This is a genomic window from Burkholderia sp. BCC1999, assembly GCF_905339975.1.
GTDB lineage: Bacteria > Pseudomonadota > Gammaproteobacteria > Burkholderiales > Burkholderiaceae > Burkholderia.
Genome location: NZ_CAJPHP010000034.1, coordinates 15,556 through 27,825 on the forward strand (window position 1 = coordinate 15,556; position 12,270 = coordinate 27,825).

Annotated in this window: 12 protein-coding genes; 3 read left to right on the top strand and 9 right to left on the bottom strand. The window is 65.6% G+C overall.

Translation table 11 applies throughout. The annotated features are described in order from the left end of the window. Window positions 1–8 precede the first annotated feature (8 nt). The 8 genes from U5809_RS32495 to U5809_RS32530 form a co-directional block, all read right to left on the bottom strand. Entirely contained in the window at window positions 9–740 is a 732-nt protein-coding gene (locus tag U5809_RS32495; RefSeq protein WP_176051570.1) for a MotA/TolQ/ExbB proton channel family protein, read from the bottom strand. A gap of 36 nt (window positions 741–776) precedes the next feature. After that, on the bottom strand, window positions 777–1,496 hold the full coding sequence (locus U5809_RS32500; RefSeq protein WP_322089544.1) for an energy transducer TonB: 720 nt from the start codon (window positions 1,494–1,496) through the stop codon (window positions 777–779). A 218-nt stretch (window positions 1,497–1,714) separates the two neighbouring features. Further along, entirely contained in the window at window positions 1,715–1,951 is a 237-nt protein-coding gene (locus U5809_RS32505; protein WP_226273853.1) for a bacterioferritin-associated ferredoxin, read from the bottom strand. Window positions 1,952–2,101: 150 nt separating this feature from the next. Beyond that, entirely contained in the window at window positions 2,102–2,962 is an 861-nt protein-coding gene (gene murI, locus U5809_RS32510; protein ID WP_322089545.1) for a glutamate racemase, read from the bottom strand. A gap of 39 nt (window positions 2,963–3,001) precedes the next feature. Next, entirely contained in the window at window positions 3,002–3,478 is a 477-nt protein-coding gene (bfr, locus tag U5809_RS32515; protein ID WP_006482753.1) for a bacterioferritin, read from the bottom strand. A gap of 194 nt (window positions 3,479–3,672) precedes the next feature. Continuing rightward, entirely contained in the window at window positions 3,673–5,196 is a 1,524-nt protein-coding gene (locus U5809_RS32520; protein WP_006762441.1) for a fumarate hydratase, read from the bottom strand. A gap of 34 nt (window positions 5,197–5,230) precedes the next feature. Then, the gene (locus tag U5809_RS32525; protein ID WP_322089546.1) at window positions 5,231–5,854 is read right to left on the bottom strand and encodes a TIGR00645 family protein; all 624 of its coding nucleotides are present in this window, start codon (window positions 5,852–5,854) and stop codon (window positions 5,231–5,233) included. A gap of 113 nt (window positions 5,855–5,967) precedes the next feature. Further along, the gene (locus U5809_RS32530) at window positions 5,968–6,876 is read right to left on the bottom strand and encodes a DMT family transporter (protein ID WP_322089547.1); all 909 of its coding nucleotides are present in this window, start codon (window positions 6,874–6,876) and stop codon (window positions 5,968–5,970) included. Between the two features lie 316 nt (window positions 6,877–7,192). On the opposite strand from U5809_RS32530, the gene acs reads away from it, so the two are divergent. The 3 genes from acs to U5809_RS32545 all read left to right on the top strand — a co-directional run bounded on the left by acs (window position 7,193) and on the right by U5809_RS32545 (window position 11,622). Continuing rightward, a complete protein-coding gene (gene acs / locus U5809_RS32535; RefSeq protein ID WP_322089548.1) occupies window positions 7,193–9,175 on the top strand; it encodes an acetate--CoA ligase in 1,983 nt (660 codons plus the stop codon). An 83-nt stretch (window positions 9,176–9,258) separates the two neighbouring features. Next, window positions 9,259–9,603, top strand: a complete 345-nt coding sequence (locus U5809_RS32540) for a DUF4212 domain-containing protein (RefSeq protein ID WP_322089549.1) — start codon at window positions 9,259–9,261, stop codon at window positions 9,601–9,603. 3 nt (window positions 9,604–9,606) lie between these two features. Next, window positions 9,607–11,622 (top strand): sodium:solute symporter family protein, encoded by a 2,016-nt coding sequence (locus U5809_RS32545; RefSeq protein ID WP_322089550.1) that lies wholly within the window; start codon window positions 9,607–9,609, stop codon window positions 11,620–11,622. A 60-nt stretch (window positions 11,623–11,682) separates the two neighbouring features. On the opposite strand, the gene U5809_RS32550 is transcribed toward U5809_RS32545, so the two are convergent. Further along, window positions 11,683–12,261 carry a hypothetical protein gene (locus U5809_RS32550; protein WP_322089551.1) on the bottom strand — a complete coding sequence of 193 codons (579 nt, stop codon included), beginning with the start codon at window positions 12,259–12,261 and terminating at the stop codon, window positions 11,683–11,685. Window positions 12,262–12,270 lie beyond the last annotated feature (9 nt).

Sequence of the window (12,270 nt, forward strand, 5' to 3'; positions counted from 1 at the left end):
ACCTCGTCTCAGCTGGCGCGCGCGGCGAGACGCAGGCCGTCGCGCGTCGACGACGATGCGAGGCTCGCGCCCGTCACGAAGTACGCGTGCAGGCCGTGCGCGAAGCGGCGCAGCTTGCTGACGATACCCTTGTTCGCACGCGTCAGTGCGTTGTAGCCGAGCACGGCCGGAATCGCGACGAACAGGCCGAAGGCAGTCATGATCAGCGATTCCCCGACCGGGCCTGCAACCTGGTCGATCGACGTCTGGCCGGTTGCGCCGATGGCGAGCAGTGCGTGGTAGATACCCCAGACCGTGCCGAACAGGCCGACGAATGGCGCCGTGCTGCCGATCGATGCGAGGATCGCGAGGCCGCTCTGCATGCGCGAGATGCCTTCGTCCATCGTGTCCTTCAGGCAGCGCGTGACCCAGTCCGATACGTCCATGCGGTCGTGCAGGTGCGGTTGCGTCTGGTGATGGTGATCGGCGGCTTCCTTGCCCGACAGCGCGAGCGCGAGGAACGGGTTGTCGTTCGGCGTCGATGCGGCAAGGCCGAGCTTCTTGATGCCGTCGTCGAAATCGTCCGAATGCCAGAATGCCTGTTCGGCATTCTTCGTGAGGCGGTTCAGGCGGATCACGTTCCAGCCCTTGATGACGATCACCATCCACGACAGGACCGACATCACGAGCAGCGTGATCGCGATGGCGCGCGTGACGAAATCACCTTGCGCCCAGACGTGCGCGATACCGTAGCTTTGCATTTTCTTGTTTCCTTTGAATCTTCCGGATGAGGCAGGTTAGTCGGTGAGCCCGAAGCTGTAGGGCTGAGTGCGGGCGGCGCGGATCGCCTGGCCGTTCTCGATGTACGGACGGCAGCTGGTCGAGCGCATCGCGTCGAGTGCGGCATCGTCGAGGCGCGGGTAGCCGCTGCTCTTCTGCAGATCGATGCTTTCGATCTTGCCGGTCACGCCGACGACGAAGTGAACATAGGCCGTGCCCGATTCGCCGCGACGGCGCGACATCGACGGGTAGTCGGGCTTCACGAAATTGCATTGGAGCGTCGGCACGTTCTTCGGCGCGCTGACCTGCATCGTCTCGCGCGCCGGGCTGGGCGTGGCGGCCGGCGCTGCGGGGGCGGGCGCGGCAGGCGCGGGCGTCGGATCGGCGGCAGGCGCGGGTGTCGGCGATTGCGCAACCGGCTGGGGCGTCGGCTTCGCCGCTTTCTGCACCGGCTTCGGCTCGACCTTCGGCTTCGCGCGCGGCACGGGCTTCGGCGGCGCGGGCTGCGGGATCGATTCGGCCGCAACCTGCTGCGCGATCGGTGCAGGCGTGATGAGCTGCGCGGTGATCGTCTGGACCTCGACCGATTTCGGCGGCGGCGCATTGCGATGGAGCCAGGCGGCCGTCAGCATGATCGCGTGTGCGGCAAGCACACCGACCGCGACGACGATCACTCGGGGATTCATACGTGGTGCAGCCGGCATGGCGCCGGCAGGAGCGAGATGCGAAGCCTGCATGTTAGCTTGAAAGAACGATGTCGCACCCGGGGCGCGGCGGGTGAATCGGCATCACTTGCGGAAGATCAGCAGCGAGATGCAAACGGTGGTCACAAATCCGATCAGCAATTCCATGACAGGCTCCTTGGCAGGTAAGCCGCTGGCTCGCGCGGACGATGGCTTGCTGACGGTCAAAACAAAAAATGCGGCCTGGGCCGCATGCGCACACTCGGCGCCGGTCAGGCTGCCTTGCGTTCGTAGAACGTGACCGGGATCGGGTGAGCGTGATGCTCGACACCGCACCGGCTTGCGCAGACGCCTTGCTCGGCCATGAGGTCGCGTACGGACTCCTCGCACTTGCCGCAGCACGTGGCCACGCCAAGTTCGAACTGGAGTTCATCGAAAGAGGTGACGCCCTCGGCGAGGGACGCGCGAATCTTGCGATCGGAAACAGACTTGCACACGCAGACGATCATGATGAGTTGCGATAGCTAACATTAATGCGAATTATTATCATTAATTTTGCAGACGTTGACAAGCCTGGGTCGGGCTTTTTTTAAGGTCATCAGACCCTTGAAACGGCTGGGGCGGCGGAGCCGCGGCGGGAGCGGGCCTGCAGGCCTGCGTCAGGCGGTCGCGCAGGCGTGCGCGTTCGGTGAGGAAATGGTGACGGACTCGACCGGTGCGTCGAGGCCGAGCAGCGTCGATGCGAGGGCGCGCAGTTGCACGCCGTCGCTCGTCGAGCAGAAGCGGGGCGGCGCGGCATGCGTGCCGGCCGGCGCGCGCAGGCCGCGTTCGTCGAGCACCCGCGCGAGCTGGCGGGCGATCGCGTCGCTCGTGTCGACGATCGTCAGGCGGTCGCCAACAAGGTCACGAATCGTGTCCGTGAAGAACGGGTAATGCGTGCAGCCGAGCACCAGCGTATCGGCGCCGTCGTCGAGCATCGGCTGCAGGTAGCTGTCGAGCAACGCGCGCAATGCGGGCGAATTCGTGTCGCCGCGCTCGATGGCCTCGACGAGCCCGTGGCCGGGCTGGCAGATGAAGCGGCGGCCGGCGCCGTAGCGGTCGAGCAGCGCCTGGAAGCGCGGGCTGTTCAGCGTCGATTGCGTGGCGAGAACACCGGCGACGCCGGTCGCGGACAGCGCGGCGGCCGGCTTGATGCCCGGCTCGACGCCGACGAGCGGCATCGGCAGGTGTTCGCGGATCGCGGCGATCGCGCGCGCGGTCGCGGTGTTGCAGGCGATGACGAGCGCTTTCGCCCCTTCGCGGGCCAGCCACTCGCCGATGGCCAGCGTGCGTTCCGTAATGAACGCTTCATCGCGCGGACCATACGGCGCATGATGCGAATCGGCGACGTAGATGAACGACTCGTCGGGCAGCTGCGCGCGCACGGCGCGCAGCACCGACAGGCCACCCAGCCCTGAATCGAAGATGCCGATGGGGGCGACGGTCGTGGCCGTCGCGGCGATAACGGAAGGTGTCGACATGAACGGGCTGGTGGCGATGGCGGGAAGGGCGGAGCGAATTTACTCCGGCGAACCCATCATCGTTTGCTGGTAGTTCTGCAGGCCGACCTTGCCGATCAGGTCGATCTGCGTTTCCAGCCAGTCGATGTGCTCTTCGGTGTCGTCGAGGATCTTCTCGAAGATCTCGCGCGACACGTAGTCACGAACCGATTCGCAGTAGGCGATCGCTTCCTTGCAGGTGGACTGCGAGATCTGCTCGAGCTTCAGGTCGCACTTCAGGATCTCTTCGGTTTCCTCGCCGACGAGCAGCTTGTGCAGATCCTGCAGGTTCGGCAGGCCGTCGAGCATGAACACGCGCTCGATCAGCCAGTCGGCGTGCTTCATCTCGCCGATCGACTCGTCGTACTCGTGCTTGCCGAGCTTGTCGAGGCCCCAGTGCTTGTACATGCGCGCATGCAGGAAGTACTGGTTGATCGCCGTGAGTTCATTCTTCAACTGGGCGTTCAGGTATTCGATGACTTTCTTGTCGCCTTGCATGGCTTGTTCCTTGTTCAGTGGGGCTTCAGAAACCGAAAGATAATCGCTCGAACGAGAAAAGCCAAGCCTCAAAGCCTTGCCGGGCCTGCCTTTTGCATGTAATGAGAATCAGCCCCGAATAACCGGCCGCACACAATAATGAGAACGAGAAGCAAAAAGGCCGGACTTCCGTCCGGCCTTTCGTCCGATCGCGCTTAAGCGGTTGCGACCGGGATCTTGCCGATCTTCGCCTGCCACTCCTTCGGACCGGTCTGGTGCACCGACGTGCCCGACGAATCGACGGCAACCGTCACCGGCATGTCCTGCACGTCGAACTCGTAGATCGCTTCCATGCCGAGGTCTTCGAATGCGAGTACCTTCGCGCCGCGGATCGCCTTCGACACGAGGTAGGCCGCACCGCCGACCGCCATCAGGTAGGCCGCCTTGTGCTTCTTGATCGCGTCGATCGCGACCGGGCCGCGCTCGGCCTTGCCGACCATCGAGATCAGGCCGGTTTGCGCGAGCATCGTCTCGGTGAACTTGTCCATGCGCGTGGCCGTCGTCGGGCCGGCCGGGCCGACCACTTCGTCACGCACCGGATCGACCGGGCCGACGTAGTAGATCACGCGGTTGGTGAAGTCGACCGGCAGCTTCTCGCCCTTGGCGAGCATGTCGGCGATGCGCTTGTGCGCGGCGTCGCGGCCGGTGAGCATCTTGCCCGACAGCAGCAACGTCTGGCCCGGCGCCCAGCTGGCGACTTCTTCCGGCGTCAGCGTGTTCAGGTCGACGCGCTTGCTCGTTTCCGTGTTGGGTTCCCACTGGACCTTCGGCCAGGCGTCGAGCGACGGCGCTTCGAGCTTGGCCGGGCCCGAGCCGTCGAGCACGAAGTGCGCGTGGCGCGTGGCCGCGCAGTTCGGGATCAGCGCGACGGGCTTCGAGGCAGCGTGCGTCGGTGCCGCCATGATCTTCACGTCGAGGACCGTTGCCAGGCCGCCGAGGCCCTGCGCGCCGATGCCGAGCGCGTTGACCTTCTCGTGCAGCTCGACACGCAGTTCCTCGACCCAGTCCTTCGGGCCGCGCGCGATGATTTCCTGGATGTCGATCGGCTCCATCAGCGATTCCTTCGCCATCAGCATCGCCTTCTCGGCGGTGCCGCCGATGCCGATCCCGAGCATGCCGGGCGGGCACCAGCCCGCGCCCATCGTCGGGACCGTCTTCAGCACCCAGTCGACGATCGAGTCGGACGGGTTCAGCATCACGAACTTCGACTTGTTCTCCGAGCCACCGCCCTTCGCGGCGACCTGCACGTCGACCTTGTCGCCCGGCACGATCTCGTAATGGATCACGGCCGGCGTGTTGTCCTTCGTGTTCTTGCGGGCGCCTTCGGGCGGGTTGACGATCGACGCGCGCAGCACGTTGTCCGGGTGCGTGTAACCGCGGCGCACGCCTTCGTTGATCATGTCGGTGAGGCCCATCGTCGCGCCGTCCCAGCGCACGTCCATGCCGACCTTCACGAAGATCGTGACGATGCCGGTGTCCTGGCAGATCGGGCGCTTGCCTTCCGCGCACATGCGGCTGTTCGTGAGGATCTGCGCGATCGCGTCCTTCGCGGCCGGGCTTTCTTCCAGCTCGTACGCGCGGCCGAGGGCCTGGATGTAGTCGAGCGGGTGGTAGTAGCTGATGTACTGCAGCGAATCCGCGATGCTCTGGATCAGGTCTTCCTGTTTGATGACGGTCATGGCTGAGACTCTGTGGGGACAGTGGGGAATGCGTTTATGCGTTGACGGCTGCTTCGGCCGGCTTGCGGGGCTCGTTCGCTGCAGGCGCTTGCCCGTCGTGGGCGCGCGGCTCGTGGAAATGGGCCGGGTGCGTGTGCGTCGTCAGGCGGTCGACCCACGCCATCACGAGCGCCGACACCAGGAACGACACGTGGATGATCACCTGCCACATGATCGCGTGCATCGTGTGCTGGTCGGGGTTGATGAACGTCTTCAGCAGGTGGATCGACGAAATGCTGATCAGCGCCATCGACAGCTTGACCTTCAGCACGCCCGCGTTCACGTGGTCGAGCCATTCGGGCTCGTCGGGGTGGCCCTCGATGCCGAGGCGCGACACGAACGTTTCGTAACCGCCGACGATCACCATGATCAGCAGGTTCGAGATCATCACCACGTCGATCAGGCCGAGTACCGCGAGCATCACGCTGATTTCGTCGAGGCTCGTCGCATGCGACAGCAGGTGCCAGACTTCCTTGAGGAACAGGAACACGTAGACGGCCTGCGCGACGATCAGGCCGAGGTAAAGCGGAACCTGGAGCCAGCGGCTCATGAAAATCAGCGCGGGGAGCGGGCGAAGCGGGCGACGGGCGGGACGGCCGGGCGAATGCGGGGCGGACATGTTGGGGGTACGGGCGCGGTGCGCAGGTATCGGGGGTAACTTTGAAAAGGCGCGCTATTGTAACGCGTCGGCCGGCGCGACTGCAGTGACGCGCCGGCACTGCCGGGGACGGATCAGGAGGCGGCAGCGGGCACGCGTTTCACGCGCAGGCTCGCGAGCACGATACCGGTGACCACGCAGGCGAGCGCGACGCCGTGCGCGAGCGTCGGGCGCTCGCCGAGGAACGCGATGCCATACGCGGCCGCGGCGACCGGCAGCACCGCGCTGAACACGCCGGCGAGGCTGCCCGGCACGTGCCGGATGCCTTTCATCCACAACCAGAACGAGAAGATGCTGGCCGACAGGCCATACCAGACGACGAGCGCCCAGGTGCCGGCCGGCACGCTCGCGTAATCGAAATGCCACATGGCCGTCGCGCCGAGCGGCAGCATCAGGCACAGGCCGAACAGGTGGGTGTATGCGCAGATGTCGATCGGCGCGAGCGTCTGCGTGAGGCGGCGCGACAGGATCACGTAGATCGATTCGCAGCACACCGCGCCGAGGATCAGCAGGTTGCCGGTGAGCGAGCCGGACGCGTCGCCGTGGGCGCCATGCCCGGCCGCGCCGCCGTTGGCGAGGTTGATCGTCACGACGCCGGCGATCGCGAGGGCGATCGACACGAGCGCACGGCCGTTCGGTTTTTCACGCAGGATCAGCCACGCGAACAGCGCGACGATCGCCGGGATCGTGCTGGTGATCACGCCGGCCGCGACCGCGCTCGTGCGCTGCACGCCGTTGAGCATCAGCAGCGTGAACATGAAGGTGCCGAAGAATGCCTGCAGGAACAGGTTCAGCCATTCGCCGCGTTTGACGGTGCGCATCTTCACCGGGCTGAACAGCGGCCACAGCACGGCGATCGCGATCACGAAGCGCAGCGTGGCGAGGATGGCGACGGGAACGAAGACGACGATCGATTTGCCGATACCGACATTGCTGCCGACGAACAGCATCGACAGAACGAGAAAGAAAGCGTAGCGATTCAAGCTGGAATCCGGGAGGCGAGTTCAGTTAGGATTGTAGGGTCGCGCTCGTTACAGCGTAAAGCTGCAAGCGCCGCCGCCCGCTGGGCGAAACGGCCGTGCCGCGTAAGTGACGGGTAAGTTGGAGCGCTTATTGTGGACACTGTCGGGTCGCCCGGTCGCCATCGTGCGATGTGGTGCGACGCAGCATCGCGCGGTGGCCTCCGGGCCGTGTGCGGGTGGTGGGTAGGAGACAGCGGCGCGCATGCGCCGGCCAAGACGCGCGGCGCGCACGATCGCGCCGCCATGCAGAGGATTCATGTTCACCAAGGGGTAGTCGATGTCTGCGATTGAATCGGTTCTTCACGAAACCCGTCAGTTTGCGCCGCCCGCGGCGCTCGAGAAGGCGGCAACCATTTCCGGCATGCCGGCCTATCGTGCGCTCGCCGCCGAGGCCGAGCAGGATTACGAAGGCTTCTGGGCGCGTCTCGCGCGCGAAGGCCTTGCGTGGCACAAGCCGTTTACGAAGGTGCTCGACGAGAGCAACGCGCCGTTCTACAAGTGGTTCGACGACGGCGAGCTGAACGCGTCGTACAACTGTCTCGACCGTCACGTCGACGCCGGCAACGGCGAGCGCGTCGCGGTGATCTTCGAGGCCGACGACGGCACGGTCACGCGCGTCACCTATGCGGATCTGCTGGCGCGCGTGTCGCGCTTCGCGAATGCGCTGAAGAAACGCGGGATCGGCAAGGGCGATCGCGTCGTCATCTATATTCCGATGTCGATCGAAGGCATCGTCGCGATGCAGGCCTGCGCGCGCATCGGCGCGACGCACTCGGTCGTGTTCGGCGGCTTCTCCGCGAAATCGCTGAACGAGCGGCTCGTCGACGTCGGCGCCGTCGCGCTGATCACGGCCGACGAACAGGCGCGCGGCGGCAAGACGCTGCCGCTCAAGAGCATCGCCGACGAAGCGATCGCGATGGGCGGCTGCGAGGCGGTGAAGAGTGTGATCGTCTATCGCCGCACCGGCGGCAAGATCGACTGGCACGCCGACCGCGACCTGTGGATGCACGACATCGCCGACAGCGAGTCCGACACGTGCGCGCCGGAATGGGTCGGCGCCGAGCATCCGCTGTTCATCCTGTATACGTCGGGCTCGACCGGCAAGCCGAAGGGCGTGCAGCACAGCACGGGCGGCTACCTGTTGTGGGCCGCGCAGACGATGAAGTGGACCTTCGACTGGAAACCCGACGACGTGTTCTGGTGCACGGCCGACATCGGCTGGGTCACGGGCCACACGTACATCACGTATGGCCCGCTCGCCTGCGGCGGTACGCAGGTCGTGTTCGAAGGCGTGCCGACCTACCCGGACGCCGGCCGTTTCTGGAAGATGATCGGCGATCACAAGGTCACCGTGTTCTACACCGCACCGACCGCGATCCGTTCGCTGATCAAGGCGGCCGAAGCCGACGAGAAGGTGCATCCGAAGAGCTACGACCTGTCGAGCCTGCGCATCATCGGCACGGTCGGCGAGCCGATCAATCCGGAAGCATGGATGTGGTATCACAAGCACGTCGGCCAGGAGCGCTGCCCGATCGTCGATACGTGGTGGCAGACCGAGACGGGCGGCCACATGATCACGCCGCTGCCGGGCGCCACGCCGACCGTGCCCGGTTCGTGCACGCTGCCGCTGCCGGGCATCATGGCCGCGGTGGTCGACGAGACGGGCCAGGACGTGCCGAACGGGCAGGGTGGCATCCTCGTCGTCAAGCGCCCGTGGCCCGCGATGATCCGCACGATCTGGGGCGACCCGGAACGCTTCAAGAAGAGCTACTACCCGGAAGAACTCGGCGGCACGCTGTATCTCGCTGGCGACGGCACCGTGCGTGACAAGGACACCGGCTACTTCACGATCATGGGCCGGATCGACGACGTGCTGAACGTGTCGGGCCACCGGCTCGGCACGATGGAAATCGAATCGGCGCTGGTCTCGCACGAACTCGTGGCCGAAGCGGCCGTGGTCGGCCGTCCGGACGATACGACGGGCGAGGCGGTCGTTGCGTTTGTCGTGCTGAAGCGTTCGCGTCCGGAAGGCGAGGAAGCCGCGGCGCTCGCGAAGACGCTGCGCGACTGGGTCGGCAAGCAGATCGGGCCGATCGCGAAGCCGAAGGACATCCGCTTCGGCGACAACCTCCCGAAGACACGTTCCGGCAAGATCATGCGGCGCCTGCTGCGCTCGCTCGCGAAGGGCGAGGCGATCACGCAGGATACGTCCACGCTCGAGAATCCGGCCATCCTCGAACAGCTCACGGAAGTGCGCTGATCGTACCGGTTGCGCGTCTCGCGCACGAGCCCCTGCGCGGCAATCCCGATTGCCCGCGCAGGGGCTTTTTGCTACATAACGGCATGACCGTTCCGACCCGTTCGGCGCCTGCTGCGCCACCGCCCGTTCCCGAGCCGCTCGCGCGTGCCCACGCGCGCTACTGGCGCTTCAACGTCGCGCTGATCGCGGTGCTGATGGTGATCGGCTTTTCGGTGTCGTTCATCGTGCCGTTCTTCGGGCCCGCGCTCGCGGGCGTCCGCTTCGCCGGGTTCAGCCTGCCGTTCTATGTCGGCGCGCAGGGCGCGATTCTGGTGTATCTCGTGCTGATCGTCGTCTACATCGGGCTGATGCAGCGCGCGGACCGCACGCTGCGTCGCGCGTACGACGATCATGCGGCGCAGGTCGGTTACGTGAACGGCGGGCGCTGATTCATGCTGACGCATCGACTGATACGCGCGTACGCGCTCTACACGCTGGGGTTTCTCGGGTTCGTGCTGCTGATGTGGCGGATCGAGCGCGCGACCGGCTCCGGCGTCTGGATCGGCTACGTGTTCCTGTTCGTGCCGATCGCCGTGTATGCGGTGATCGGGCTGCTGTCGCGCACCTCCGATCTCGTCGAGTACTACGTGGCCGGGCGGCGCGTGCCGTCCGCGTTCAACGGGATGGCGACGGCGGCTGACTGGCTGTCGGCTGCGTCGTTCATCGGTCTGGCGGGATCGCTGTACTCGACCGGCTACGACGCGCTCGCGTACGTGATGGGCTGGACGGGCGGGTTCTGCCTCGTCGCGTTCCTGCTCGCGCCGTATGTGCGCAAGCTCGCACGCTACACGATTCCCGATTTTCTCGGCACGCGTTTTTCGAGCACGGCCGTGCGCGCGCTCGCGGCCGGCGCGGCGATCCTGTGTTCGTTCGTGTATCTGGTCGCGCAGATTCAAGGGATCGGCCTGATCGCGACGCGCTTCATCGGCGTCGATTTCGCGATCGGGATCTTCTGCGGGCTCGCGGGCATTCTCGTGTGCTCGTTTCTCGGCGGGATGCGCGCGGTCACGTGGACGCAGGTCGCGCAGTACATCATCCTGATCAGCGCGATCCTGATTCCGGTGTCGCTGATCGCGATGAAGAACGGACTCGGCCCGGTGCCGCAGTTCAATTACGGCAAGCTGATGGAGCGTGTCGCGGCGCGCGAGGCGCAGGTGCGCGATGCGCATGACGAACAGCAGGTGCGCGACGCGTATCGACGACAAGCCGCGGACATCCAGACGCGGCTCGACCGGCTGCCTTCGTCGTATGCGGACGCACGCCGGCATCTCACCGACCAGCTTGCCGACTTGCGGCGCCATAACGGGCCGCTGCGCGAGATCAGCCAGCGCGAGCGCGAACTGGCCGACTTCCCGCGCGACCCGGCGGCGGCGCGCGTCGCGTGGACGCAGGCGCGTGACGACCTATTGGCGCGCGCCGAGCCGCCCGTGCCGATGCACGAGCCGTTTCCCGCCGCGAGCGAAGACGAACGCAAGCCGCGCGAGCGCAATTTCCTCGCGTTGCTGCTGTGCCTGTCGCTCGGCACCGCGAGCCTGCCGCACATCCTGACGCGCTACAACACGACCACGTCGGTCGCGTCGGCACGACGCTCGGTCGGCTGGACGCTGTTCTTCATTGCGCTGTTCTACCTGAGCGTGCCGGTGCTCGCGGTGCTGATCAAGTACGAGATCCTCGCGAACCTCGTCGGGCGGCCGTTCGCCGCATTGCCGGCGTGGGTCACGCAATGGCATCACTTCGAACCGGACCTGATCAGCGTCGTCGAGGTGATTCGCGACGGCATCGTGCACTGGTCGGAAATCCAGATGCAGCCGGACATGGTCGTGCTGGCTGCGCCGGAAATCGCGGGGCTGCCGTATGTCGTGTCGGGGCTGATCGCGGCCGGTGCGTTGGCCGCGGCGCTATCGACCGCGGACGGGCTGCTGCTGACGATCGCGAACGCGCTGTCTCACGACGTCTATTACTGCATGGTCGCACCCGATGCATCGAGCCAGCGGCGCGTGACGATCTCGAAGGTATTGCTGCTCGGCGTCGCACTGTTCGCGTCGTATGTCGCGTCGCTCAATACGGGGAAGATCCTGTTTCTCGTCGGCGCGGCGTTTTCGCTGGCGGCCTCGAGCTTCTTTCCGGTGCTGGTGCTCGGCGTGTTCTGGAAGCGCACGACGACGCGCGGGGCCATCGCCGGGATGGTGACGGGGTTGACGGTGTGCGTGTACTACATCGTGTCGACGTATCCGTTCTTCACGCAGTTGACCGGGTTCGCCGGGCGCACGTGGTTCGGGATCGAGCCGATCAGCTCGGGGGTGTTCGGGGTGCCGGCGGGGTTTGCAGTGGCGATCGTCGTGAGTCTGTTCGATCGAAAGCCTGATGAATATACGCGGGCGTTGGTGGATTACATCCGGCATCCGTGATGCGGGTTCCGGCATGCTCACGTGCCGGAGCCCGCCCGTACTGGCGGCGCGACGGGCGGGTCAGAGCGCGGAAATGCCGAGCTCGGCCCCCTTGGTTGTCTGCACCCGGCTGAAGTCGCAGCTTCCGTCCGTCATGCCATTGGCGTTCGGTATTGCGACGCAGACATAGGCACGGATGCCGTGCGGCAATGCCACGTGCCGAAACTCGCCAACCTTGATCGTCGCGACCCGGTCAACGGCAAATCGATCGTTGATCGGTGTCGCGCTCGACGGGATCGACATCGTCACTTCCGACGCGGTGTTTCCGGTTTGCGATTTCAACGTCTGGCTGCTGCCGATATCGCCGTTGACCGAGAAGCGTATTGCCGCCTGTCCTTCGGTCACGCGTTGAACCGTGACCGCGAGCGTCGGCATGGCGATTCCCGCCGCGCATTTGCCGGCAGCGCACTCGCGTACGGAAAGCAGCGTGCGAAATGGGGAGGCAGGCTGACCGATGACCGACACGTCGGTTGACGATCCGCCGTCGCGCAGCGCCTTCTCGACCGGCGGGGGAGAGGTCACCGCGACGGTGGTACTGATCGACCGCGGCGCAAATGCCGTTGTACAAGCTGACAGCATCGTCGCAGCGACAACCGTCATGGCGAACCC